This window comes from Pseudaeromonas sp. HNCC25DJ182 (assembly GCF_055413365.1).
This window is the reverse complement of sequence record NZ_JBVAYG010000018.1, coordinates 1-24,417: the sequence shown is the minus strand read 5'-3', so window position 1 is coordinate 24,417 and position 24,417 is coordinate 1. Positions and strand designations below refer to the sequence as shown.

The 24,417-nt window shown below is 56.4% G+C and carries 23 protein-coding genes; 5 read left to right on the top strand and 18 right to left on the bottom strand.

What is annotated here, in order from left to right; all coding sequences use genetic code 11:
- Nucleotides 1-140: 140 nt before the first annotated feature.
- Nucleotides 141-1,415 carry a tyrosine-protein phosphatase gene (locus ACZYUB_RS13955; protein WP_463948801.1) on the top strand — a complete coding sequence of 425 codons (1,275 nt, stop codon included), beginning with the start codon at nt 141-143 and terminating at the stop codon, nt 1,413-1,415.
- 232 nt (nt 1,416-1,647) lie between these two features.
- Here ACZYUB_RS13955 and ACZYUB_RS13950 read toward each other — a convergent pair whose 3' ends face one another.
- From ACZYUB_RS13950 to leuS, 16 genes are all read right to left on the bottom strand, one after another.
- Nucleotides 1,648-2,211, bottom strand: a complete 564-nt coding sequence (locus ACZYUB_RS13950) for a hypothetical protein (RefSeq protein WP_463948799.1) — start codon at nt 2,209-2,211, stop codon at nt 1,648-1,650.
- Between the two features lie 216 nt (nt 2,212-2,427).
- Nucleotides 2,428-3,393, bottom strand: coding sequence for a lipoyl synthase (gene lipA / locus ACZYUB_RS13945; protein ID WP_463948797.1), 966 nt, complete (start codon nt 3,391-3,393; stop codon nt 2,428-2,430).
- A 3-nt stretch (nt 3,394-3,396) separates the two neighbouring features.
- The gene (gene lipB, locus ACZYUB_RS13940; RefSeq protein ID WP_460881226.1) at nt 3,397-4,044 is read right to left on the bottom strand and encodes a lipoyl(octanoyl) transferase LipB; all 648 of its coding nucleotides are present in this window, start codon (nt 4,042-4,044) and stop codon (nt 3,397-3,399) included.
- 73 nt (nt 4,045-4,117) lie between these two features.
- Nucleotides 4,118-4,387 carry a DUF493 family protein YbeD gene (gene ybeD / locus ACZYUB_RS13935; RefSeq protein ID WP_463948796.1) on the bottom strand — a complete coding sequence of 90 codons (270 nt, stop codon included), beginning with the start codon at nt 4,385-4,387 and terminating at the stop codon, nt 4,118-4,120.
- A 126-nt stretch (nt 4,388-4,513) separates the two neighbouring features.
- Nucleotides 4,514-5,746 (bottom strand): serine hydrolase, encoded by a 1,233-nt coding sequence (locus tag ACZYUB_RS13930; protein WP_463948897.1) that lies wholly within the window; start codon nt 5,744-5,746, stop codon nt 4,514-4,516.
- Nucleotides 5,747-5,859: 113 nt separating this feature from the next.
- On the bottom strand, nt 5,860-6,756 hold the full coding sequence (locus tag ACZYUB_RS13925) for a septal ring lytic transglycosylase RlpA family protein (protein ID WP_463948794.1): 897 nt from the start codon (nt 6,754-6,756) through the stop codon (nt 5,860-5,862).
- Between the two features lie 185 nt (nt 6,757-6,941).
- Complete coding sequence (locus ACZYUB_RS13920; protein WP_463948792.1) at nt 6,942-7,712, bottom strand: septal ring lytic transglycosylase RlpA family protein; 771 nt, start codon at nt 7,710-7,712, stop codon at nt 6,942-6,944.
- A complete protein-coding gene (gene mltB / locus ACZYUB_RS13915) occupies nt 7,702-8,673 on the bottom strand; it encodes a lytic murein transglycosylase B (protein WP_463948791.1) in 972 nt (323 codons plus the stop codon). Before mltB ends, ACZYUB_RS13920 begins: the two co-directional genes overlap by 11 nt.
- Before the next feature lie 15 nt (nt 8,674-8,688).
- Nucleotides 8,689-9,789, bottom strand: a complete 1,101-nt coding sequence (rodA, locus tag ACZYUB_RS13910) for a rod shape-determining protein RodA (RefSeq protein WP_463948790.1) — start codon at nt 9,787-9,789, stop codon at nt 8,689-8,691.
- Nucleotides 9,786-11,678, bottom strand: a complete 1,893-nt coding sequence (mrdA, locus tag ACZYUB_RS13905) for a penicillin-binding protein 2 (protein ID WP_463948788.1) — start codon at nt 11,676-11,678, stop codon at nt 9,786-9,788. The genes rodA and mrdA overlap by 4 nt, the downstream gene beginning before the upstream one ends.
- Nucleotides 11,679-11,681: 3 nt before the next feature.
- On the bottom strand, nt 11,682-12,152 hold the full coding sequence (rlmH, locus tag ACZYUB_RS13900) for a 23S rRNA (pseudouridine(1915)-N(3))-methyltransferase RlmH (protein WP_463948786.1): 471 nt from the start codon (nt 12,150-12,152) through the stop codon (nt 11,682-11,684).
- A 2-nt stretch (nt 12,153-12,154) separates the two neighbouring features.
- Entirely contained in the window at nt 12,155-12,496 is a 342-nt protein-coding gene (gene rsfS, locus ACZYUB_RS13895; RefSeq protein ID WP_463948784.1) for a ribosome silencing factor, read from the bottom strand.
- Nucleotides 12,497-12,552: 56 nt separating this feature from the next.
- The gene (gene nadD / locus ACZYUB_RS13890) at nt 12,553-13,200 is read right to left on the bottom strand and encodes a nicotinate-nucleotide adenylyltransferase (protein WP_463948783.1); all 648 of its coding nucleotides are present in this window, start codon (nt 13,198-13,200) and stop codon (nt 12,553-12,555) included.
- Nucleotides 13,197-14,222, bottom strand: coding sequence for a DNA polymerase III subunit delta (gene holA, locus ACZYUB_RS13885; protein WP_463948781.1), 1,026 nt, complete (start codon nt 14,220-14,222; stop codon nt 13,197-13,199). Before holA ends, nadD begins: the two co-directional genes overlap by 4 nt.
- Nucleotides 14,222-14,710 (bottom strand): LPS-assembly lipoprotein LptE, encoded by a 489-nt coding sequence (locus ACZYUB_RS13880; protein ID WP_463948779.1) that lies wholly within the window; start codon nt 14,708-14,710, stop codon nt 14,222-14,224. The genes holA and ACZYUB_RS13880 overlap by 1 nt, the downstream gene beginning before the upstream one ends.
- A gap of 30 nt (nt 14,711-14,740) precedes the next feature.
- Nucleotides 14,741-17,320 (bottom strand): leucine--tRNA ligase, encoded by a 2,580-nt coding sequence (gene leuS / locus ACZYUB_RS13875; protein ID WP_463948777.1) that lies wholly within the window; start codon nt 17,318-17,320, stop codon nt 14,741-14,743.
- 164 nt (nt 17,321-17,484) lie between these two features.
- Between leuS and ACZYUB_RS13870 the strand changes: the two genes are divergently transcribed.
- The 3 genes from ACZYUB_RS13870 (at nt 17,485) to ACZYUB_RS13860 (ending at nt 20,964) form a co-directional block, all read left to right on the top strand.
- Entirely contained in the window at nt 17,485-17,961 is a 477-nt protein-coding gene (locus tag ACZYUB_RS13870; RefSeq protein ID WP_463948775.1) for a zinc ribbon-containing protein, read from the top strand.
- A 372-nt stretch (nt 17,962-18,333) separates the two neighbouring features.
- Nucleotides 18,334-19,281 carry a L,D-transpeptidase family protein gene (locus ACZYUB_RS13865; RefSeq protein WP_463948773.1) on the top strand — a complete coding sequence of 316 codons (948 nt, stop codon included), beginning with the start codon at nt 18,334-18,336 and terminating at the stop codon, nt 19,279-19,281.
- Nucleotides 19,282-19,512: 231 nt separating this feature from the next.
- The gene (locus tag ACZYUB_RS13860) at nt 19,513-20,964 is read left to right on the top strand and encodes a sensor domain-containing diguanylate cyclase (protein WP_463948771.1); all 1,452 of its coding nucleotides are present in this window, start codon (nt 19,513-19,515) and stop codon (nt 20,962-20,964) included.
- Between the two features lie 99 nt (nt 20,965-21,063).
- On the opposite strand, the gene ACZYUB_RS13855 is transcribed toward ACZYUB_RS13860, so the two are convergent.
- Nucleotides 21,064-21,627, bottom strand: a complete 564-nt coding sequence (locus tag ACZYUB_RS13855; RefSeq protein WP_463948770.1) for a hypothetical protein — start codon at nt 21,625-21,627, stop codon at nt 21,064-21,066.
- Nucleotides 21,618-22,019: a hypothetical protein gene (locus ACZYUB_RS13850; protein ID WP_463948769.1), complete on the bottom strand. Its 402-nt coding sequence runs from the start codon at nt 22,017-22,019 to the stop codon at nt 21,618-21,620. Before ACZYUB_RS13850 ends, ACZYUB_RS13855 begins: the two co-directional genes overlap by 10 nt.
- Nucleotides 22,020-22,303: 284 nt before the next feature.
- Between ACZYUB_RS13850 and ACZYUB_RS13845 the strand changes: the two genes are divergently transcribed.
- On the top strand, nt 22,304-24,352 hold the full coding sequence (locus ACZYUB_RS13845) for an acyltransferase family protein (RefSeq protein WP_463948768.1): 2,049 nt from the start codon (nt 22,304-22,306) through the stop codon (nt 24,350-24,352).
- Nucleotides 24,353-24,417: the final 65 nt, after the last annotated feature.

The following is a 24,417-nucleotide window of genomic DNA, read 5'->3' as shown; positions in this document are numbered from 1 at the left end:
ATATATTGCGAATGTGATAGGGACTCGAATTTGACCCGTTGTGGCGTGATAGCGTGAGCAGTCAATACAATTGATGATTTAAACAGTAGCGTAACAAATACATAACCACGCACAAACAAATTAATATTCAAGGACTGACCATGCAACAACAAATAAAGTTCAGTGCAGCTGCTTTTATATTTGCCGCTGTGTTGGCAATCAGCGGGTGTAATGATTCATCGGATGATAACGTTATCGTCGATCCGGGGGTTACCAGTGATGTGCCGGTCACATTAACGGATGATATTCGTAGTCGTGGATTCTCAGCCGATAGTGATAATACGGTGTTTATTTTCGATGTCGCTAAAGAGCAGGACCAACTCGATGCCAAGAAGATAACCACGATTGAGAGCATTGATGTGCGTGGTTCATTCAATGGCTGGACGCTGACCTCCGGCTTTGCAATGACCGCCAGTACAACCGATGATGGTATTTGGTATTTATCATTACCCAACAGTAGTGTGGCGATCCCAGGTAACAGTGGACAACCGGAATTCAAATTTGTCGTGACCGGGACTGTGGATGGGGTTGCGGCAACCGCGGCCTGGCTGGATATGTCGACGACCACACCAGCTGACTATATTACCGGCGGTAATGACCGCAACCATATCCTGGTGTTCCCGGGCGATGATATGACACAAATCATTGCCAACCTGGACACGGCAAATACCGTAAAAACCCTGGCCGAGTTTGATTTGACCAGCGAAGCGGATAAGCAAAAGGTATCCAATTTCCGTCTGGTTCCCGGGACCAGCAAATTGTATCGCTCTTATCATCCGTTCAAGAAATCGCGCTCGCAGTTTGATACCGAAGATGCCCGGGTGGCGCAAGTACAGACCTATATGCAGGAGAAAGGGATTCAGAGCGTTATCACTCTGTATAAGGATGAAACGGCGACCCTGGATGCGGCAAAAAATGAAACTATTTCCAGCTATCATCAGGCATTGATTGATGCCGGCCATAATTTGTATTTGCCCGATGCGGACTATAATACGGTCTATTTTAACTCTGACAGTGCCAAGTTTGGTGGTTGGATTAAACAAGTAGTCGAGTTTATTATTAGTGATGCCAATCAGGCACCGGTGGAAATACACTGCCGGTTAGGGACTGATAGAACAGGAGTATTTTCGGCGGTGATTGCTTCCTTGATGGGGGCGTCATGGAACGATATTGTCAGTGATTATCAAAGTTCTAATAATATGGCAATTAAAGAATTCCGCGATTATAAACTGCTGAAATACTCATTCGAAAAAATGCTCAAGATTGATCTGGATGATAGCAGTGTTAATTTGCAGCAGGAAATGACGACCTATATGATCTCGAATGGTTATCTAACACAAACTCAGATTGATGCATTGATTGTTAAATTGAAATAATTAATCGTCGAAATGGTGATTATCCAAAGCGGTGATGATTATTCACCGCTTTTTTAATTGTTTAGTGTTGTTCATTATATTCCAGATAATAGGTGCTTCAGAACATAAAATTTGCTGTCTTGGGATGACTCCAGCGAAAAGACTATTGCCGATCATGGATGGGCTTACTCATGTGCCCGGTGGTGCTGCAAATTCTTCATAATCCCAGAGCGTCTACCACGTCTGTTATCCATTAGTTCTTCTTGGCCGCTGGAAGCAGTTGTACCGTAATGGGTGAGGGGTAGCCCTGAATTTGGTCAGGTTGTAGCAAGCCGATAAAGCTCCCATATTCGTAACCCTTTCCGGCTCCGCCGACAATAAACAGCAGCCCCCCAGCGCCCAAAAACGGGGCCGATGCCACCGCAAGTGCTGTTCCTGCTCCGGCGCCAACCCAAGCCCCGGTTTGAGCGCTGTTCTGCCCCTGTTGCTGACGAGAGACATAACTGACCGAGCTCTTGGTTTCAGCGACCGCTCCCACCGGTGCTTGGCAGACAATGCGCAATGCCGTCGTCGACATCAGCACAGTAACTTCGCCCGGCGCAACAAAGTCCCAATGTCCTCGTGCATTACTGGCCTGGCAGGCAATCAGGCCTCGCCATTCCCGCACATCACTGGCAATGCGAACCTCTATGGTCTGCGATACAGGCTCTGGCCGCGAGGCGCAGCCTTCCGCCAATAGCATGCACAGCACAACTCCGGCCCCGGCAAATCCGATCACATAAGGCGGCAGTTTTCGGTGCTCAATGACAGATCTCATTTGCACAGCAACCCCTCAGACAAGCCCAGTGGTTATTGTTCCAGTCGTATAGAGGCTATCCATCCGGCTTCGACCCTACTTTCATTATAGGATTTCAGCATGGGATGGTTGTCGTCGATATTGCGGGGAGTAACGGCCGTTTCAGGACAGAGATCCGGCACAGCCCTAAACCGGTTGATCAGCACACAGCCGGTGATGCTGTGTGCTGTGACGGGATTATTTAACTTCCTTACCCTGGGCTTGCAGATCGGCATGGTAGGAGGAGCGGACGAAGGGGCCGCAGGCGGCGTGGGTGAAGCCCAGATCCAGCGCGATGGCCTTGAGCTCATCAAACTCGTGGGGTGGCACATAGCGCTTCACCGGCAGGTGGTGACGGCTGGGCTGCAGATACTGGCCCAGGGTCAGCATGGTGACGCCGTGGGCGCGCAGATCCTTGAGTACCTGGACTATCTCGTCGTTGGTCTCCCCCAGACCCATCATCAGGCCGGATTTGGTCGGCATATCCGGATGCTGCTCACCCATACGGCGCAGCAGCTCCAGCGACCATTTGTAGTCGGCTCCCGGACGCGCCACGCGGTAGAGGCGCGGTGCGGTTTCCAGATTGTGGTTGAATACATCCGGTGGATTGGTTTTGAAGATCTCCAGCGCTGTGTCCATGCGGCCGCGGAAGTCCGGGGTCAGGGTCTCGATGCGGGTGCTGGGAGACTCTTCCCGGATGGCGCGAATCGAGTCGGCAAAGTGCTGGGCACCGCCGTCGCGCAGATCGTCCCGATCCACCGAGGTGATGACCACATACTTGAGTTTCATCTCGGCAATGGTGCGGCCGAGCTTGCGCGGCTCGTCGCTGTCCGGTGCCAGTGGGCGGCCATGGGCGACATCGCAGAACGGGCAGCGGCGGGTGCAGATAGCGCCCAGGATCATAAAAGTCGCGGTGCCATGGTTGAAACACTCGGAGAGATTCGGACAGGAGGCTTCCTCACACACCGAGTGCAGATTGTTCTTGCGCATGATGTTCTTCACCGCCTGGATCTTCTCGCTGGTGGCGGGCAGACGGATACGCATCCAGTCCGGTTTCTTCAGCGGTGCCTCATCGGCATCCGGCATGAATTTCACCGGGATCAGCGCCATCTTGTCGGCATCACGCAGTTTGATGCCGGGCTCTACGCGTACAGGTTTGCTCATCACTCAGCTCTCGGTTAGTTCAGTCCAGGTGGAATAGTCAATCAAACGGGTCAGCTCACCCAGTAACAGGGGCTCGGCTTCTGCCACGGTTTGCGGGCCGCCCAGCGTGGCGGTCTGGGTCATCGCCAGACCGGCATAGCCGCAAGGATTGATATGGCTAAAGGGGGTCAGATCCAGGTTGACGTTCAGTGCCAGGCCGTGGAACGAGCAGCCGCGGCGGATGCGCAGCCCCAGTGAGGCAATTTTGGCGCCTGCCACATAGACGCCGGGGGCATCGGGCTTGGCGACCGCTTCGATCCCGGAGCGGGCGAGCAGGGCAATGACCGCCTGCTCCATCGCCGTCACCAGTTGCCGAACGCCCAGACCTTTACGGCGGACATCAATCAGCAGATAGGCAATCAGCTGGCCGGGACCATGGTAGGTGATTTGGCCGCCACGATCCGACTGCACCACCGGGATATCGGTCTGATGCAGCAGGTGTTCGGCTTTACCGGCCTGGCCCTGGGTGTAGACAGCCTCGTGTTGCAGCAACCAGATTTCATCGGGGGTGTCGGCGTCCCGCTGATCGGTAAACGTCTGCATATCCTGCCAGGTTTGCAGGTAGGGACGGATGCCGAGATGACGCACGATCAAGGGCATTTGCTGCAACATTGTTTCCTTTTTGTAAAATTCGCCGGTCATTATAACCAGCGACTGGATGATTACCAGTCAGATGTGAGGTCGATCACAGCACCATGCGCACCAAATCCAGCTTGCCCAGAGCCACATACATGGTCTCCAGGTGTTCTTTGCTGGTGGCGGTGACGGTGACGCTCACCGAGACATAGTTGCCTTTGGCGCTGGGGCGCAGGGTTGGTGAATAGTCGGCCGGTGCATGTTGCTGCAGCACGGCAACCACCTGGTCGGCCAGCTCGGGATGGGCAACTCCCAGCACCTTGAACGGGAACTGGCAGGGGAACTCGAGGAGTTCATCAAACTTGGTATTTAGCGACATGGTGTTCTCTCTTGCTGGCCGCGCCGGATGGCCGGCGCTGGCGTGATACGGGGGTTCTATTCATTCTGGACCAATAAACAGGCCCTGACATGCAGGGCCTGTTTCGTCTGTCTTCAGCGTGCTGACTTAGCCAATCAGGCGCTGGAACAGCAGGATCAGGTAATCCCACAGGCGGCTGAAGAGGCTGCCTTCATTCACCTCTTCCAGAGCGACCAGCGGGTACTGGGCGACATCCTTACCATCCAGCTTCAGGAAGATGGTTCCGACTTGCTCTCCCTTCTTGATGGGGGCATCCAGTTCGTTTTTCAACTGGAAGTCAGCCTTGAGCTTGCCACTGCTGTTGCGGGGGATGACCAGACTGATGTCCCGATCAGTTCCCAGCTTGATCTCGCTCTTGTCACCCATCCACACCCGTTGGGTCGCCAGCTCAGCGCCCAGCTTGTACGGGGTGACGTTCTGGTAGAAACGGAAACCGTAGGTCAGCAGCTTCTTGCTCTCTTCGGCGCGCTGCGCCTCGCTACCGGAGCCGATGACTACGGAGATCAGGCGCATGTTGTCCGGGCCGGTCGCTGATGCCACCAGGTTGTAACCGACCTCACTGACATGGCCGGTCTTGATACCGTCTACCGCCAGACTCTTGTCCCACAGCAGGCGGTTGCGGTTGTGCTGCACTATGCCGTTGAAGGTGAAGTCTTTTTGCGAGTAGATGGCATATTCGCTCGGCAGATCGCGGATCAGTGCCTGACCCAGCAGGGCCATATCATAGGCGCTGGAGTAGTGATCTTCGTTGTACAGGCCATGGGCGTTGACGAAGTGGGTCTCTTTCATCCCCAGACGGTCAGCCCACTGGTTCATCAGGCTGGCGAAGGAGTCCTCCGAGCCAGCGATGTGTTCGGCCATGGCGATACAGGCATCATTACCGGACTGGATAATGATCCCCTTGTTCAGGTTATCCACGCTGACCTGCTTGCCGACTTCGATAAACATCTTTGACGAATCGGAGTAGTTTTTGGCCCAGGCGTTCTGGCTGATGGTGACCATGTCATCCGGTTTGATACGGCCGGATTTGAGCTCCTGGCCGATGACATAGGAGGTCATCATCTTGGTCAGACTGGCAGGCGGCAAGCGCTCATGTTCGTTATTGCCAAACAGCACCTGGCCGGTGTGATAGTCCATCAGCAAGAAGGCTTTGGCGGCAATTTGCGGTGGGCTCGGCAGTGCTACGGGAGCCGGAGCAGGCATCGGCTTCGGATCCGGCTTCGGTTGCGCATCGGGCGTCGGGGTGGAAGTTGCAGCAACAGCCGTCATCGACAGCGCTATAGAGGCACAAAGCAGAAAGGGTTTCGCCAGTTTCAAAATCGTGATCCTTTGTGAGTAGCCTGTGAGCAGGCAATTCTGCGAAGGGCGCTACTATAGCAAAGTGTGATCCCCTTGGCAGCCAGGAATTGGTTGAAGTTTGTGGGCGTGCAGACTCAATAGACGAAGTAAGCGCTGTTCAGGCCCGCATCCTTGACCACCGCCAGCATGACATCGGCTTGCTGGGGAGCCATGGGGCCCATGTGCAGGCGATAGACCTGATTGGCGTTGACTATGGTGATGGGCGTACCGAACTTCTGGCTCAGCCGGCTGGCCTCTTCCCGCGCCCTTTGTGCCGAGTCGGTGGCCAGTAGCTGGATGGTTTTGGCTTCACTGCGGGCAATCATCTCGTCGGCATTGGCCGGACGCGGGGGATGGACCAGATCCAGACGAACTCGTGCGACCCCTTGACCGACGATCCCCAGACGCTGGGCGGCACCATAGGAGAGATCCAGGATGCGGTCGCCATGGAAGGGACCCCGATCGTTGACCCTGACAATCAAGGTGCGGCCATTCTCCTTGTTGGTCACCCGGATATAGCAGGGGATCGGCAGGTGTTTGTGCGCTGCCGAGATCTCGTACTGGTTGTAGGTTTCACCATTCGAGGTGTATTGCCCATGAAAGCCGGGGCCATACCAGGAGGCAGTGCCCTCTTCGCTGTACTGCTCGATATCCCGCCATACCTTGTAGGATTGGCCAAATACCTCATAGTCCTTGTTACCGATCCGGCTGTAGGTTTCGAAGCGGGGGGCAACCCCGGCAACGGGGATCAGGGCCGGGTCCAGCCGCCCGTAATCCTTGCGGACCGCATAGCGATTCGGCTGGTTGACGGCTTGTTCGCTCTCGGGCAAGGGCCCGGCGACCGTGCGGAAGTTAAAGCCGCTGTCATCGGTGGATTCGGTGTGGATCTTGGTTTTGGCGATGCGGGTCCGGTATTCACGGACCTCGGTGACACAGCCCGTTAATATCGACAACATGACTGTGGCCAGAAGCCAATAGCTGATTCCTTTCATGTCGTTCCATTCCAGTGTCGTGCTAGTGCCGTCGGAATCACTCCACAGGTCCAGAGTGACGCGCAGCTGGTTTCAATGAGCCCAAGATGAGGGGTGGTATTTTTGACCCACTTGGGGATGACGGTCAAGTTTTCACCATCGCTGGCGGGATCCGGATCGGATCCCGGGTTCAATGTACAAAAGGTTCAATTCACAAAAAAGGCTTGCTGGTAGCCGGCGCCCCGCAGGCGTTGCAGCATGGATTCGGCCTCTTTGCGCTCCAGTGGCCCCAGGTGCAGGCGATAGATCTGGTTAGCGTTGACCACCCGGATGGGTTTGCCAAAGCGCTGGGTCAGTTCGCGGGCTGCATCTTGGGCCTTGAGTGCCGAGTTGGTCGCCATCAGCTGGATGGTCCGCGCCTCATGACGGGCGATGATCTCGGCAGCGTTGGCGGGTGGTGTTACTTTCACCAGTTCGACCCGGACCTTGGCCGTGCCAGGCCCCAGGATCCCTAGCTGGTTGGCTGCACCGCGGGAGAGATCCAGAATGCGGTCACCGTGGAAAGGACCCCGATCATTGACCCGGACTACGATGGCCTTGCCGTTCTCCAGATTGGTGACTTTCAGGTAGGAGGGCAGCGGCAGGTTCTTGTGCGCAGCCGAGACATCTTCCTGGTTATAGAGTTCGCCATTGGAGGTATAGAGACCATGAAAGCCGGGCCCATACCAGGAGGCGGTGCCTTCTTCCCGGTAGTGTTCGATCCCGTTCCAGACTTTATAGTCGCGGCCGAAGACCTGGTAATCCTTGTTGCCGATACGGCTGGGAGGCTCGAATCTGGGCGTTACCCCACCCACACCGGTTAAATCCAGATCCTGGCTGGGCTGGGCAGGTAGAGGAACGCGCTTGGCCGTCGGACTGCTACAGGCAGTCAACGTCAGTATCAACAGCAACGGCAGCAGGATCGGATTATTGGTCATGATAGGCGGCAGCTAACTTCTCGCTGAGTTGGTGAACGGCCATGGCATACAGCGGGCTACGGTTATAGCGGGTGATGACGTAAAAATTATGGCGTAGCACCCAGTACTCCGCGCCCAGAGCCTGATCCAGTTTAAGCAATTTCACCGGCGTGGCTGGTGGTAAGGTTGTGCTCAGGGTCACACCTGCGGCTTGTAGTTGCTGCCAACTCTGGTTGATCTCCAGTTTGCCATCCAGTAATGCCGCCACTTTGCTGGCATCTGCGACTCGGGCAAGGTGCGCAACCGGCTCCCCCCAATGCCATTCATGTTCGGCAAAGTAGTTGCCGACGCTGCCGATGGCATCGGCGGGATTGGCGAATAAGTCGATGTGGCCGTCACCATCGAAGTCCCGGGCAAAATGCAGATAACTGGTCGGCATAAACTGTCCCATGCCCATGGCACCCGCATAGGAACCTTTCGGGTTCCGCAGTGGCCAGCCTTGCTGTTTGGCCAGTTTGACGTACTGGGCAAACTCCTTGCTGAAATAGGGAGCCCGCGCCGGATAGTGAAAGCCCAACGAGTAGAGCGCATCCAGCACCGGATGATCCCCCATCTGGGTGCCATAGCGGGTCTCGACCCCTATGATGGCGACGATGAGCTCGGCCGGAACTTGAAGCTGCTGCTCGGCCTTGGCCAACCAGTCGGCGTGTTGTTGCCAGAAGGTGACTCCGTTACTCACCCGGGCGTCGGTGATGAACAGCGGGCGATACTGGTACCAGGGCTTGGCTTCCCAGGGTTTTTGAATCGCATCGATGACTGCTTGTCGCAGTTGCGCCTGACCGATGGCCTGTTGCAGATCGATGAGCGGGATCTGCAGATCCTGACTCAACTGCTGCAATCGTCGTGCATCGGCCGTGGTGATCTCCGCCGCGGATACGACCAAAGCAGAACAACTGAGCAGCAGGGCAAGCAGATAGCGCATGGGATGAGTTCCGGATCAGGCCAGCAGGCGACGGTGGGTATGGATGGACATCAGAATGCCAAAACCGGCGGCCAGCGTCACCATGGAGGTACCTCCGTAACTGATGAGCGGCAACGGCACTCCGACTACGGGTAGCAAGCCGCTGACCATGCCGATATTGACGAAGACGTAGAAGAAAAAGGTCAGCGTCAAGGCGCCACCCAGCAAGCGCTCGAACGACCCTTGGGCCTGCAGGCTGATGCTCATGCAACGGCTGATGACATACAGATACAGGCACATCAACAGGATAAAGCCAATCAGACCAAACTCTTCACTGAACACCGCGAAGATAAAATCGGTATGTCGCTCGGGCAGGAATTCGAGCTGGGATTGGGTGCCATTGAGCCAGCCTTTGCCGAATAGGCCGCCAGAGCCGATGGCAATCTTCGACTGGATGATGTGATAGCCGGTGCCTAAGGGGTCGGTTTCCGGATCCAGAAAGGTCAGTACCCGTTGACGTTGGTAGTCATGCATCAAAAAGAACCAGAGCACCGGCAAGAAACTGGCGGCGGCTAGCCCGGCTGCCAGGATCAGATACCAGTTAATTCCCGCCAGAAAGATGACGAACACCCCGGAGACCGCCACCAGGATCGCGGTTCCCAGATCCGGTTGTTCGGCAATCTGCAGGGTTGGAACCAACACCAGCAGCAGGGCGATGACGATCTGTTTGAAGGTCGGGGGCAGGGCGTGACGACTCAGATAGGCCGCTATGGTCATCGGCATGATGATTTTCAGAAACTCGGAGGGCTGGAACTTGATAAATCCCAGATCCAGCCAGCGCTGGGCCCCCTTGCCGATATGGCCGAATACCATCACGCAGAGCAGTAATACAATACAGACGGCGAAGGCTGGCGGTGCCCAGCGGGCATAGAAGGCTGGCGGAAACTGCGCCATAAAGATCATGAGCCCGAACGCCATGCCGGTACGCAGCAGTTGGCGTCCCAGCATCTCGGGATGCATGCCGGATGCGGAGTAGAGTACCACCAGACTGACGCACAGCAGGGCTAGCAGTCCCAGCAGGAGCGGCAAATCGATATGGAAGCGCTGCCAGAATGAGACACCGTGTCGTTGATTCATGGATGTTCCTCAGGAGCGGGAAGTGGTGTTGCTTCAGGGCCAATCAGATAAGCGTCCAGCATGGCCCGGACCACAGGGGCGGCGTTGGCACTACCACCACCGGCGTTTTCCAGGATCAGCGACACCACGCCTTTGGGGGCTTCGTAAGGGGCGAAGGCAACGAACAGGGCATTGTCTCTGTGCTCCTCTTTCAGGCGTTTGGCATCGTACTTCTGATCTTGTTTGAGACCAACCACCTGGGCCGTTCCGGATTTACCGGCTGCTTTATATGGGGTATTGGCGAAGGCGCGACGCCCGGTCCCTTCGGTGCCGTTGATCACCCGGTACATACCCTCCATCGCCACCTTCCAGTAACTGTCGTCCTTAACGCTCAGCGCCTGATTGGTGGGCTCGCGGAATGGTTCCTGATGACCATCCCCTTCACGGATTGACTTCAGCAGGTGAGGGATCACATTGTGGCCATGCTGGGTCAGTATGCTATGGGCGCGAGCCAGCTGGATCGGGGTCGCGGTCCAGTAGCCTTGGCCGATGCCGATGGAGATGGTGTCTCCCAGATACCAGGCCTGTTTGCGGCGCAGACGCTTCCAGTCCCGGGAGGGCATGACCCCCATGGTCTCTTCGTAGATATCCAGGCCGGAGTAGTTACCGAAGCCAAACGCGGTCATGTAACGGTTGATGGTATCAATGCCGGTGCGGTAGGCCAGATCGTAGAAGAAGGTATCGGCCGACACCTCGATGGCCCGATAGACATCCAGCCAGCCGTGTCCCCACTTCTTCCAATCACGGAATTTATGACTGGAGCCTGGGAGTTGGAAGAAGGGGCCGCCAAAGTAGCGACTAAATGGCGTGATGGCACCTTCATTCAGTCCCATCACTGCCAGCAGCGGTTTGACGGTGGAGGCGGGAGCGTAGCCGCCCTGGCTGACCCGGTTGATCAACGGACGGGATGGATCATTGAGCAGAGCCGCATACTCTTTGGTACGGATGCCGCGTACAAACAGATTTGGATCATAGCTGGGCGAGGAGGCCAGGGCCAGCACGGCGCCGCTCTTGGGCTCCATCAACACGATACCTGCCCGACGTCCGGCCAGGAGTTCCTGGGCCTTTTTCTGCAGTTGCAGATCCAGGGTTAGGTAAATATCCCGCCCGGCGATCGGCGGTTGATACTTGAGGGTGCGGATCACCCGCCCCCGATTATTGACCTCGACTTCCTGATAACCAGCCTGGCCGTGCAACAACTCTTCGTAATATTTTTCGACACCCAGTTTGCCGATATCGCGACTGGCGGCGTAGTTGGCCAACTTGCCTTGCTCATCCAGCTTTTGCAGATCGGTGGTGTTGATACGGGCGACATACCCGAGTGCATGGGTAAAGGTATCGGCAAACGGATAATAACGCTTCAGGTAGGCCTCGATGCTGGCCCCGGGGTACTTGTGCTGGTTCACCGAAAAGGTGGCGACCTGCTCTTCGCTCAGCTGGTCGGCCAGGGTGATGGGATTGAAGCGACGATGACGCTGTACCTCTTTGAGGAAGCGCTCCTTCTCTTCCGGATCCAGCTTGAGCAGTCCGATCAGCTCATCGAGGACGCGGGGCAGATCATCAACCTGCTCCGGGATTATTTCCAGACTGAACACCGGACGATTTTCCGCCAGCAGGACTCCGTTGCGATCGAAGATCAAGCCTCGGGGCGGCGCAACCGGAACTACCTTGATGCGGTTGTCGTTGGAGCGGGTCTGGTAGTCATCATGATGAATCACCTGAACCACATACAGATTCATCAACAACATCAGGGTCAGCACGAAGACGCCGCCCATGGCGACCATGGCGCGGCGACGGAACAGGGCCGCTTCGGCGTTGTTATCCTTGATGGAGATGCGCTGCTGCAGCATGGATCACTCTCTGTGGTAAGGGTGATTGGTGGTAATACTCCAGGCGCGGTACAGGCTTTCTGCCACTACCACCCGGACCAGCGGATGGGGTAACGTCAGCGGTGACAGCGACCAGCTCTGTTCGGCCAGCGCCTTGCATTCGGGGGCCAAGCCTTCCGGGCCACCGATCAGCAAGGCGACATCGCGGCCATCGAGTTTCCAGGCTTCCAGCTGTTGCGCCAACTGCTCCGTGGTCCAGGGCTTGCCGGGTATATCCAGGGTGACAGTCCGGGCATTTTTACCGGCGGCGGCCAGCGTCAATTCGCCCTCCTTGTGCAGAATACGGGCGATATCGGCGTTCTTGCCTCGTTTACCCGCCGGGATCTCGACCAGCTCCAGCGGCATATCCTTGGGAAAGCGGCGCTGGTATTCATTAAAGCCTGTTGTGACCCAGTCTGGCATCTTGGTGCCGACGGCAATCAGCTGGATTTTCATGCTCAGGCCGCAGCCTCGGAAAAGTGGCCACTCCACAATTTTTCCAGTTGGTACAGGTTCCGGGTTTCATCCTGCATGACGTGGATCAGCACATCACCGGCATCGACCAGCACCCACTCGCCCAGGTCCTGCCCTTCAATCCCCAGTAGAGAGATACCGGAGTGACGCAGTTCTTCGGCCACATGGTCGGCAATCGAACAGACATGGCGATTGGAGTTGCCACTGCAGATGATCATGCAGTCGGTGATGCTAGACTTGCCGCGGACATCGATAATGGTGATGTCGCGACCTTTCAAATCGTCAATTTTATCCGCGATGAAATCGTGTAGAGCCTGACCTTGCAAAGAGAAACCTCCGGCCAACCCTGGGTTGGTCTGAATTGATAGAAAATGGCCGCGGATTATAACACGGCAGGGCGATAGATCCCCTGTTGGCGAATATAATCCGCCACCTTTTGCGGTACCAGTCCGTCGAGTGAGTCTCCTTGAGCCAGCCTGGTTCGCAACTCGGTAGCGGATAGGGCGAGCGGCTGATTTTGCAGCCATATCAGATGCCCTGCTAACTGCTGATGCACGGCAAGGGGATCATCGACCTGATGCGTGGCGACAAACTCCGCCAATTCGCAACTCAGTTCGGGCTGCCAGCCGGGACGGATCGCCACCACCAGATGGGCATACTCCGTCAGCTCCTGCCAGCGGTGCCAGTTGGGCAAACCGAGCAGGGAGTCCATGCCCATCAAGAAGCACAGTGGTGTATCGGGCAGCTCCTGACGTAACTCGATCAGGGTGTCGATGGTGTAGGAGGGGGTGAGTCGGCGCAGCTCCCGATCGTCCACCGTCACGTCCGGTAACTCTGCGGCGGCCAGCAGAGTCATGGCCAAGCGCTGGCTGCCCGTGGCAACCGGTTGTGGTCTATGGGGCGGAATATGATTGGGCATCAGCCGCAGAGAGGCCAGTTGCAGAGTTTGCATCGCCTCCAGGGCCGGTTGCAGGTGACCGAGGTGAATAGGATCAAATGTGCCCCCTAGAATGCCGATGGCGCGCTTCATGCCAGTAAAAACTCCAGCGCTTTGGGGTCCTTGAATCCCAGACACAGACTTTGCAACAGCAACCAGGCTTGTTCCTGATCGAAACGGCGAATGCTGTGATCCAGTTGAGCGGTGACGGCAATCAACAATTGCAGCTGATGTACATCCAATCGCTGCAGCGCACCTTGTATCAACGGCTGACGGCTCTGCCAGATGCGGGCCTGCTCCAGCAGAGGGCCCAATGGTTTGCCTTGTTGCATGGCCAGCCGCAACTTGAGCAGTTGTTCAAGCTCTTTGGCCAGACTCCAGACCAGCATGCCGGGCTCGACGCCTTCGCCCCGCAGTTGCAATAGCATGCGCTGGGCTCGATTGACCTTGCCTTCGAGCAGGGTGTCGATGAGCTGAAACGGGGTGAAATGGTTCTGCCGGGTGACATTCTCCTGCAGCGCCAGTAAGCCCAGGGGTTGGGGCAGATGGAGCAGGGCCAGTTTTTCCAGCTCCTGAGCGGCGCCGAGCAAATTGCCTTCGAAGGCGTGACACAGAAACTGCACCGCCTCTTTTTGCAATTTGACGCCGCTTTGTTCAGCGCGTTGTTGCATCCAGCGCGGGAAAAAACGGGCATCCGGGAAGGAGACCGGGACATAGACGCCCTGGCGCGACAAGTTATCGAACCACTTGGCTTTGCTCTGGGCGGCCGAGAGTCGCGGGCCATGGAGGATCAGCAGCAAATCCGGGTGCAGGGCGGCTGTGATAGCCCCGATACGCTCGGCCCACTCCTTGGGGGGCTTTTCACCCAGCTCCAGCTCGAGAATTTGTCGGTTGGCGAACAGACTCAGCGCCTGACAGCAGTCTTGCACCTGATCCCAATCCGGGTTGTCATCGGTACTGAAGCGATAGCGTTCGGTAAATCCTTGGCCGTGGGCAGCCTTGCGGATGCGATCCACGGTCTCGATTTTCTGCAAGGGTTCATCGCCAAACACTAAATAGCAGGGCTTGAGCCCTGCTTTGAGGTGTGCGTCGAGTTGTTCGGGATACAGCCGCATCAATACTTCAGGCGGCTGAGCTGGATCATGATCAGATCCGCGGTCTGCTCCTGCATCTCGCGGGTCCGTTGTTCCTGTTCCCGGCTCGAGGCCAGTGCTTCCGAGCTCTTGTTCAGGAAGTTGCGGCTGAAGGAGGCATTGAACTTTTGCGGCTCATGGTCGGGTACTGCAATCGTATACTCGGTATTGAACTGCATGTTGTACTCCACAGCCTGGGAGCGGCTGTCCACCGACACCACCTGGTTGGTGACCAGAATATCGCCCAGTGTCAGCTGGGGAATATTCTCGCCACCAGGAACCAGCTCCACACCCGCACGCTGCATGCGGGTGGCGACCAGTCGGTAGAGATCGCTTTTGTTATCGCCTTTCAACTGCAGCTTCATGTACTCGGGCGGTATGTTCAGATCGCCACGCATATGAAAACCGCAGGCGGTGAGCCACAGGCCCAGCAAGGGCACCAGCAACCAGCGGATCAGGCCTGTGTTCATCGTTACCTCGATATTTAGCAGTAGTGAGGCTTACGCCACGACCAGATTCAGCAGCTTGCCCGGCACATAGATGGCCTTGCGGACTTCCTTGCCGTCCATGAATTTAATCACGGTCGGATCGGCAAATGCCTGGGCTTTCACCTGCTCTTCAGTGGCATCGGCGGCCACGGTGATCTTGCCACGCACCTTGCCGTTGACCTGAACCACAACCAGCTTCTCATCCTCGACCAGCGCAGAGGCGTCCGCGATCGGCCATTGGGCTTCATCGACGGTGCCGGTACCACCCAATGCCTGCCACAGGCCAAAACCGATGTGCGGTGTGATGGGATAGAGCATCAGCACCACATTGCTCAGCACTTCCTGAGTCAGGGCTCGATCCTGTTCGCTCTCCTGGGGCGCCTTGGCCAGACGGTTCATCAGTTCCATGATGGCCGCGATGGCGGTATTGAAGGTCTGGCGGCGACCAATATCATCGGAAACCTTGGCGATGGTCTTGTGCAGCTCACGACGCAGGGTCTTCTGCTCGTTGGTCAGGCTGGCAACATCCAGAGGTGCTACCGCGCCACGGGCCGTATGCTCGGCAACGGCTTTCCACAGTCGACGCAAGAAGCGCTGAGCGCCTTCGACGCCGGATTCCTGCCATTCCAGAGTCAGATCGGCGGGGGAGGCGAACATCATGAACAGGCGCACGGTATCGGCGCCGTAGCGTTCAACCATCAGTTGCGGATCGATGCCGTTGTTCTTGGACTTGGACATCTTGGTCATGCCAGCGTGCACGACTTCACGGCCCTCGTTATCGACGGCCTTGGTGATGCGTCCCTTCTCGTCGCGCTCGACCTTGACATCCACCGGGCTGACCCAGATACGGGCACCATGCTCGGTGTAGTAGAAGGCGTCGGCCAGCACCATGCCCTGACAGAGCAGACGGGTGAAGGGCTCATCGCTCTTGACCATACCGGCGTCGCGCAACAGTTTGTGGAAGAAGCGGGCGTAGAGCAGGTGCATACAGGCGTGCTCGATGCCACCGATATACTGATCCACCGGCAACCAGTGGTTGGCGCGCTCACTGTCCAGCATGCCTTCCTGGTAATCCGGTGAGCAGTAACGCGCGTAATACCAGGAGGACTCCATGAAGGTGTCGAAGGTGTCGGTTTCCCGGAATGCCGGCTGGCCATTGAAAGTGGTCTTGGCCCATTCGACATCGGCCTTGATGGGGCTCTGTACCCCATCCATCACCACATCCTCAGGCAGGATCACGGGCAGTTGATCGGCGGGGGCTGGGACGACGGTGCCATCTTCCAGAGTCAGCATCGGGATCGGGGCACCCCAGTAACGTTGACGGGAGACGCCCCAGTCACGCAGACGGAAGTTGACGGTGCGTTTACCCTTGCCCAGTGCCTCGAGCTTGGTGCAGATGGCATCGAAAGCAGCCTGGAATTCCAGACCATCGAATTCGCCGGAGTTGAACAGCACGCCCTTGTCGGTATAGGCCGCGGCGCTGATATCCAGCTCGCTGCCATCCAGTGGCCGGATCACGCCACGGATTTCCAGGTCATATTTCTGGGCGAACTCGAAATCACGCTGATCGTGGGCCGGTACCGCCATGACGGCACCCGTGCCGTAGTCCATCAGTACGAAGTTGGCGACCATGATGGGCACGCGACGGCCATCCAGTGGATGCAGGGCATACAGGCCCGTGGCCATGCCCTTTTTCTCCATGGTGGCGAGTTCCGCTTCCGCAACCTTGGTGTTCTTGCACTCTTCGATGAAGTGGGCCAGAGCCGGATTTTGCTCGGCGGCGCGCTTGGCCAGTGGGTGGCCTGCGGCCACGGCGACATAGGTAACGCCCATCAGGGTATCCGGACGGGTGGTGTAGATGTCGAAGTGTTCGTCACTACCATCCACCGCGAAGGTCATGGTCAGACCTTCGGAGCGGCCAATCCAGTTGCGTTGCATGGTCTTGACCATGTCCGGCCAGCCATCGAGTTTGTCCAGGTCGGTCAGCAGCTCTTCGGCATAGGCGGTGATCTTGATGAACCACTGGGGGATCTCTTTTTGCTCGACCGGGGTGTCACAACGCCAGCAGCAACCATCTTGTACCTGTTCGTTGGCCAGTACGGTCTGGTCATTCGGGCACCAGTTGACGGAGGAGGTCTTCTTGTAGACCAGCCCCTTGTTATACAACTCGGTGAAGAACCACTGCTCCCAGCGGTAGTATTCCGGGGTACAGGTTGCGACTTCCCGATCCCAGTCATAGGCAAGCCCCAACATTTTCAGCTGGCGCTTCATGTATTCGATGTTCTCGTAGGTCCACTTGGCAGGAGCAGTGTTGTTTTTGATCGCCGCATTTTCAGCGGGCAGACCGAAGGCATCCCACCCAATGGGCTGCATGACATTCTTGCCATTGAGACGCTGGAAGCGGGAGATCACATCACCGATGGTGTAGTTGCGCACATGCCCCATGTGGAGACGACCTGACGGATACGGGAACATGGAGAGGCAATAGAACTTCTCTTTGTCGACCTTTTCCACAGCTTTGAAAGTCAGATTCTTGGTCCAGTGCTGCTGTACGGCAGGTTCCAGATCCTGGGGATTATAATGTTCTTGCATGGCTGACATCAGTGACATCCGATATGTGTGAATTGGATAGGCTATCCTGTTGGAAAATGGCCATAGAATACTGGTAAACCCCCCCGCCAACAATAGCGGTGGTCCGGAGCGAGGCGCCCGGTGAGGTGTTCCGCCTGTACTGCCACTCACCAAGGAGCAAGGCTATGCCCAAACAACAGCAAGGTTATGAAGCCTTTATTGCGCGGTTGAAGGCAGAATGGCAAGCCGCAGAGCCCGGTGTTTCGCTTGCCCACCTGATCGAACGAACGCAATCCTATCTCGCGGCCGCGGAGGCCTTGACCAAGGATGAGTTGGCGCTCATCGCGCAATATGTCAAAGAGGACTTGCGGGAGTTCGAGGAGGCACCTGGTGGTTATCGGGATTCGGCATTTTATCAGGCACTCCAAGAATCCATCTGGGGTTGGTTGCTGGAGCTGACCGACCGGACGCAGGTCGAGTGGCGCAGCGTGCTGGATGAAGTGCAACGCAAGGGATTGTACAAAGCCGGAGATCGCATGGCATTGGGTGTACTGGTGTGTAACCAGTGTGGCCATCGCCGGCTAGTGTTGCATCCGGAGCGGATCGTCAGCTGTATCGAGTGCGGTGGTGAGGCGTTCAGTCGTGAGGCATTAGCGCCGTGAGCCGGGAGCGTTGAGTCAAGACACCCTATCTGTCGATAAGGCGCTTAACGGCGCCTTTTTTGTACCCGGTGGGTTCCGGTAACGGGTTGATGGCGGGCTTGTGTGACATCACGAAGCGGCCAATCGGCAGCCTACTATCGCGGCGCATTTATCGTACAGGCTCGGAGCTGGATGCCTGGAACTGGCGGGTACTACTATTTATGCATGGGAGGTCACAGAAAAGTTGAATTTTTACCCGGTTCGGGGAAAAATGCCCCGCTTGGGTTACAGCAGGGCAGGTGGCTCTATATGAGTCATAAATGTGTGTAAGTGCGCACCCTGGCCTGACGTGACTTACTTTGCTTGGTCTTCCGGACATCTCACAGGAATTTTATGAACATCCTTCGTTCCACTGCCGCCGCCCTGTTGGGTGCTGCAACCCTCATCAGTTTGCCTGCCGTTGCTGTCGAATATGGATTGCCCGATAAAAACAGTCGGTTGATCGGTGAAAATATGGAATATGTGGTTCCAGCTGATAGCACCCAGCCGCTGGAAGCGATTGCCGCTCAGTATCAAATTGGTCTGACCAATATGCTGGAAGCGAATCCAGGTGTTGACCCCTATCTGCCCAAGCCGGGTAGCACCCTGGTTATCCCGCATCAGTTGATTCTGCCGGATGCGCCCCGCGAAGGTATCGTCATCAACGTCGCCGAAATGCGCCTGTACTACTACCCGAAGGGTAAGAATATCGTTGAAGTGCTGCCGATCGGTATCGGCCAGTTGGGCACAGATACCCCGGAAAACTGGGTGACTTCGATTCAGCGTAAGAAGGCTAATCCGACTTGGACGCCAACTGCCAAGGTGCATGCCGAGTACGCCGCCAAAGGGGAACCACTACCAGCGGTTGTCCCGGCCGGGCCCGAGAACCCGATGGGATTGTTTGCCCTGTATATCGGTAATCTGTATGCCATCCACGGTACCAATGCTTCGTTCGGGATTGGCCTGCGCGTCAGCCATGGTTGCGTACGGTTGCGCAATGATGACATCGAGTATCTGTTCAAGCAGGTTCCGGTCGGTACTCGTGTTCAATTCGTCAATCAGCCGGTGAAGGCCAGTGCCGAGCCGGATGGCGGTCGCTATCTGGAAGTGCACCAGCCTTTGTCCCGGACTCACGAAGAGTTGAGCTCTACTATCGCCGCACCGCTGCCGATGAGCACGGCTATCACCCGCTTTATTGCCCATGCCGATACCGATTCTCTGGTGGTCAAGCAGGCGCTGGAGCAGCGTACGGGTGTGCCGGTACGCCTTAATCCGCAGACCACTGCCAGCACTCAGATGTAAGCTTCAACTTGTTATTTATCAACGGCGCCCGATGGCGCCGTTGTTTTATCTGGCTGAAAGAACATCAGCTCCGCCGCGTTTTTCAGTTATGTCTCATTTCGCCACAGATGTGTACACTAGTCGGCCGGGATGGAAATAAGGCGGTAGAATCAAGAGGTTCTGTAGCAACAGCAATCTACATCTGCTGCCAAGGGGACCCGGTTCGACAGCGCGATCGCAAGGAGAGAAGCAATGCCAAAGGCGCTTTGGAGTGATAAGCGTAAATTTATCTGGGTTCTTACCCTGGTATTGATGTCCGCATTTTTCCTGACCAGCTGGAGCAGTTATCAGGTCGCCCACCATTCATTAAGCGAGCAGATTGAGTCGAATACTCTGCCGTTGACCAGCGACAACATCTATTCGGAAATCCAGCAGGATCTGCTGCGACCGATTTTTATCTCGTCCCTGATGGCGCATGACACCTTTCTTCGCGACTGGGCCTTGAGCGATGAGAGTGATGCCCTGCCCATGGTGCGTTACCTCAAGGAGTTGCAGGAACGCTTCGGCACGGTCACCAGCTTCTATGTCTCGGAAAAGACCGGACGTTACTATCACTCCAGCGGTGTACTGAAAACCGTCAGTGCCAAGAGCCCTGAGGATGCGTGGTATTTCCGGGTTCGGGATCTGCCGGTGGGCGAAGATTTTGAAATCAATATTGATACTGATACTGCAGATCGCAGCAAGACCACTGTGTTCGTGAACTACCGGGTTTATGATTTCAACAAGAAGCTGATCGGTGTGACGGGGGTAGGTCTGGCGGTCGACAAGGTACGTGAGCTGATCGAGAAGTATCAGGAGCGTTACAGTCGCAGTGTCTATTTTATCGATCGTCAGGGACGGGTGGCGCTGCACGGGAAAAACTACTCGGGCCCGGAAACGATTCAGGCTGATCCCGCCCTGGCTCCGCTTGCAACCCAGATCCTGACCAGTCCAGGCGGCTCCTATCAGTACGAACGCCAGGGGCAGCAGGTCTATCTGAATAGTCGGCTGGTTCCCGAATTCAAATGGTATCTGATGGTCGAACAGGCCAGCCATGCCGGAGAAGGTAAACTGCAGCAGACTCTGTGGGGTAACCTGCTACTGAGCGGCCTGGTCACGCTGGGTATACTGGTGATTGCCAATCTGACGTTGGGCCGCTATCAGCGCCGTATCGAGCAGATGGCGGCAACAGACAAGCTGACCGGCATGATCAGCCGTCAGGTGTTTGAAACCACCTTTGAGCATCTGGTGGCTCAGGCGCGGCGTCAGCAGCAGAATGTTTCGGTGATCCTGTTTGATATTGATCTGTTCAAGCAGGTGAATGACCATTTTGGTCATAACGTAGGCGACATGGTCATTCGTAAGGTGGCGCAAACCATGCTGGCGACAGTGCGCCAATCCGATGTGGTCTGTCGCTGGGGGGGCGAGGAATTTCTGGTGTTGCTGCCGGATTGTGATGGTCTGGCGGCCAGTGTGCTGGGTGAGAAGATCCGAGCGGCTGTGGCGGCACTGGATATTCAGGCCAATGGCGAGACGATTGCGATTACCTTGAGTGGCGGGGTAGCGGAATATCAGAGTGAAGGTTCTGTTGTCCTGCTTAATCGCGCCGATCAGGCGTTGTATCGTGCCAAAGCCGCGGGGCGGAATCGTCTGGTGATGGCATGAGTATGTTGATGGCTAGCTAGCAATCACACTTCACCCCGACGTCTTGGCGGTTGGGGTGATGTTGAATTCATGAGTGACGGCTGAACTGACCACTGCTCACTACCAGAACGTGGTTGCAAGCGTTGGCCTCGGTGTTTCAGCGCGTTCCTGTAGTCCCCAAAGCGCTTCCTCATCCTCACTTAACAGCAGCGTATGTTCATTCGTCAGCATGACTTTGCGGATGCGGTTGAATCGATTTTTTACCAGATGTTCGAGCATGGATTCATGTTCGGCCAATAGCTGTTTGCCAGGCGTATTGGTCGGTAGAAAACTGATACTCGAGGTGGTAAAGGAAACGAAACCTTCCGAGAGTAACCATTGACCCTGGATCAATAGTCGCAGTGCGGGTTTGTCGGTGAGACTGCCGAATACAACCCGCGATTCAAATTGCAATTGACCATTGGCCAGCAACAATAACTCTCCCTGTTCTTGCCAACGATTGAGTTTGCGATCCAGCAGCAGGGCTGCGGTTTCTTCGGCGACCTCTTGTTCCCGCTCGAAGGCCCAGGTTCTGTGCGTGAGTTGCCGTTGCAGATGGCCATCGCTGGATAACCACAACACCAGCAAGGCGCAGCCAAGGGCAAAGATCGTCAGTATCCAGGGCAACAGACGCATCAGTGACAAGCTTGTACCTGTGCCTCGGTCCATTGGTAGTTATAAGTCTGCTGTGCCGAAATCCAGACCACAGACCAACCTAAATCCGAAGGCTCCAGCAGTATGTGCTCAGCCGCGGGCAGGGACTTGTTGTGCCCCCATCTCTGCAGGCATGTCACCAGCTCCGGTTTATCGATGGCGATTGGTGTGCCCTGTTGCCACTCCAGTAGCAGGGGAGTCGGTAGCTGAGGTTGTTGCAGATACCAGCGGTAGAGCCCGCAGAGGCTGGCTAGGGCCAACAATGAGCTGCCGAGTATCCAACGTAGCCGGGGACGACGCCAAGCGGTAACGTCTTCCGGCTCGAAGGCTTGCTTTTGCAGCAAGGAGGCCAGTTCTTCTTCATTCAATGGTGAAAGCAACATGCGCACATCCTGTCGAGAAATGCCGATCTTCAGTATGTCACTCAAGCGACCGAAAACACCGATAGCCGCCAGGACTTTACCTGTTATTACCAAACCATGCGTTACCCCAACATAACTCGACATTTTCTTGCAGCTGAGAGGGACCACACAACCGCAGATCGGTTCTTATGCTAGGGTTTGCGCCGGTTTACTCTCCTGTGTCGATTGCCTTGTGACTGACACCAATTTTCATGACCCAATCAGCTGAATGAACTGGTTGCTTGTTCCGTATTAGGTAGATCTCTGTGGCTGAAAAGTGCCGAATTCTAACCCACCCTGACTCCTGTTCATTTCGAGCAGATCTGAACGGGCTGCGTGCCCTTGCCGTAGCGGCCGTAGTGCTTTTTCACTTTCAGTTTCCGGGCTGGAAGGGCGGATTTGTCGGTGTCGACATCTTCTTCGTCATCTCCGGATTCTTGATGACCCGGATCATTCTTTCGGCTTTACAGATGGGACGCTTCTCCTGGCAACAGTTTTATCTGGCCCGCGCTCGACGCATAGTCCCAGCCTTGCTGGTACTGTGTCTGGTGCTTCTGTTTCTGGGTTGGTGGTGGTTGCCCGCGGCGGATTACCGTTTACTGGCGACTCATGCCGCCAGCGCCCTGGGGTTTATCTCCAATCTGCGGTTTCTCAAGGAGGCGGGTTACTTTGATGCTGCTTCCCACGACAAATGGTTACTGCATACCTGGTCCCTGGCCGTGGAGTGGCAGTTCTATCTGCTCTTGCCGTTACTCCTGCTGTTGTTGTGGCGACTGTGGGGGCTGCGTGGTTGTGTACGGGGGCTGGCTCTTCTGGCCGTTATCTCGTTTTTCTGGTCTGTCTATGCGACCGCTCATTGGCCTGCGTCAGCCTTTTACCTGCTGGGCTCCCGGGCCTGGGAGCTAGTGGCGGGTGGGTTGATTTGGTGCCTGTCGAGCCGGGTCCATCTCACTGATCGATGGTGCCGCCTCGGTGAATGGGTGGGCTTAGGCCTGATAGCCCTGGCGATCGCGGGTTGCAACGGGGATACGCCATGGCCAGGGAGCATGGCCGCATTGCCGGTGTTGGGGACTATGCTGGTGCTGCTGGTGGCGCGGACCGACTCCGGTTTACTCGGTCATCCTCTGGCTCAGTGGCTTGGACGCTGTTCCTATTCGATTTACCTCTGGCACTGGCCGCTGGTGGTCCTACTGGCTTATGGCAATCTACAATCCAGCACCCTGGCTGTTGCGGCGGCGCTGCTGGGCACTCTGCTGCTCGGGGCCCTCTCTTACCGATTTGTCGAAACCCCGGGGCGCGTGTGGCTTGGCCAACTGCCGTCCCGACGTTGTGGTTGGGTGTTACTCAGTGGCGTACTCCTGGTAGTAGCACCCGCACTGGCCATCCGGAAACTGGAATTAACTGGCCGAGTGAACGCTGAGGTTGAGGCTGCGGCTCGGGATCAGTGGAATGAAAATCCACGGCGTAAAGAGTGTCTACCCGGAAGTGGCGATCAATTTCCAGTTTGCCATTTTGGCGGGGAGAAACTGGATGCCATCTTGCTGGGGGATAGTCATGCCATGGCGTTGAGCAGTGCCATGACGGCGGCTCAGGGGGACCGGCAACGTGGGTTCACCCTGCTGGCCTATTCCAGTTGCCCGAGTATCAGTGAGGCCAAGCGCTTTGGCCCCGGGATTGACGAGCGTCATCAGTGCGCCCGCTTCAATGCGCATGCCCGGGACTATTTACAAAAGCAACCTGCGGCGGTGCCCGTCGTGGTCATCAACCGGGGCTCCCTCTACCCCTTGGGCGATATGCAAGCTGAGGATAAGGGGCCGGTAGTCTACTTTGAGCGCCGCTACGAAGATCCGGATCCGGCTTTTCTGGCCGACTACCGGAAACGTCTGGTACAGAGTAGTTGCCAGCTAGCGAAGTCTCGTCCTGTGTTCCTGATGCGGCCTATTCCTGAGATGCCGGTCGAGGTTGCCAAACGGATAACTCGGGATCGGATGTGGGGTCGGCCAAGTGTGTCGGTTTCCATCTCGCTGGCGGAGTATCATGCCCGGCATCGATTTATCTGGGATGCTCAGGATGAGGCCGTGCGTCGTTGTGGTGTGGCGATCCTCAATCCACTACCCTATCTGTGCGATGGTGATCGTTGTTGGGGGACTCGGGACGGAAGAGCTCTGTACTACGACAAGGATCACCTGAGCGAGCATGGCAATAAGCTGCTGGTGCCGCTGTTCCGCCAAGTGTTGGCCGCACACTCCCGCGCCTTGTCCCTGATTTCATCGGCAAAAGTATCCATTCCCTGGCAAGCAGGAGCTTCCGGCTAGTGGTTAGACCGCTAACGGTTGGAGGGACAATCGAGCTGTTCTGTCGCCGATCGATAGGTGTCATG

Coding starts and splice junctions, on each gene's coding strand:
- mltB (WP_463948791.1), bottom strand. CDS start 8,673: ATGCGCTATCTGCTTGCCCTGCTGCTCAGTTGTTCTGCTTTGGTCGTA.
- holA (WP_463948781.1), bottom strand. CDS start 14,222: ATGCGGCTGTATCCCGAACAACTCGACGCACACCTCAAAGCAGGGCTC.
- ACZYUB_RS13880 (WP_463948779.1), bottom strand. CDS start 14,710: ATGAACACAGGCCTGATCCGCTGGTTGCTGGTGCCCTTGCTGGGCCTG.
- ybeD (WP_463948796.1), bottom strand. CDS start 4,387: ATGTCGCTAAATACCAAGTTTGATGAACTCCTCGAGTTCCCCTGCCAG.
- lipB (WP_460881226.1), bottom strand. CDS start 4,044: ATGTTGCAGCAAATGCCCTTGATCGTGCGTCATCTCGGCATCCGTCCC.
- nadD (WP_463948783.1), bottom strand. CDS start 13,200: ATGAAGCGCGCCATCGGCATTCTAGGGGGCACATTTGATCCTATTCAC.
- rodA (WP_463948790.1), bottom strand. CDS start 9,789: ATGAATCAACGACACGGTGTCTCATTCTGGCAGCGCTTCCATATCGAT.
- lipA (WP_463948797.1), bottom strand. CDS start 3,393: ATGAGCAAACCTGTACGCGTAGAGCCCGGCATCAAACTGCGTGATGCC.
- leuS (WP_463948777.1), bottom strand. CDS start 17,320: ATGCAAGAACATTATAATCCCCAGGATCTGGAACCTGCCGTACAGCAG.
- ACZYUB_RS13865 (WP_463948773.1), top strand. CDS start 18,334: ATGAACATCCTTCGTTCCACTGCCGCCGCCCTGTTGGGTGCTGCAACC.
- ACZYUB_RS13850 (WP_463948769.1), bottom strand. CDS start 22,019: ATGTTGCTTTCACCATTGAATGAAGAAGAACTGGCCTCCTTGCTGCAA.
- ACZYUB_RS13920 (WP_463948792.1), bottom strand. CDS start 7,712: ATGACCAATAATCCGATCCTGCTGCCGTTGCTGTTGATACTGACGTTG.
- ACZYUB_RS13950 (WP_463948799.1), bottom strand. CDS start 2,211: ATGAGATCTGTCATTGAGCACCGAAAACTGCCGCCTTATGTGATCGGA.
- ACZYUB_RS13955 (WP_463948801.1), top strand. CDS start 141: ATGCAACAACAAATAAAGTTCAGTGCAGCTGCTTTTATATTTGCCGCT.
- ACZYUB_RS13860 (WP_463948771.1), top strand. CDS start 19,513: ATGCCAAAGGCGCTTTGGAGTGATAAGCGTAAATTTATCTGGGTTCTT.
- rlmH (WP_463948786.1), bottom strand. CDS start 12,152: ATGAAAATCCAGCTGATTGCCGTCGGCACCAAGATGCCAGACTGGGTC.
- ACZYUB_RS13925 (WP_463948794.1), bottom strand. CDS start 6,756: ATGAAAGGAATCAGCTATTGGCTTCTGGCCACAGTCATGTTGTCGATA.
- mrdA (WP_463948788.1), bottom strand. CDS start 11,678: ATGCTGCAGCAGCGCATCTCCATCAAGGATAACAACGCCGAAGCGGCC.
- ACZYUB_RS13870 (WP_463948775.1), top strand. CDS start 17,485: ATGCCCAAACAACAGCAAGGTTATGAAGCCTTTATTGCGCGGTTGAAG.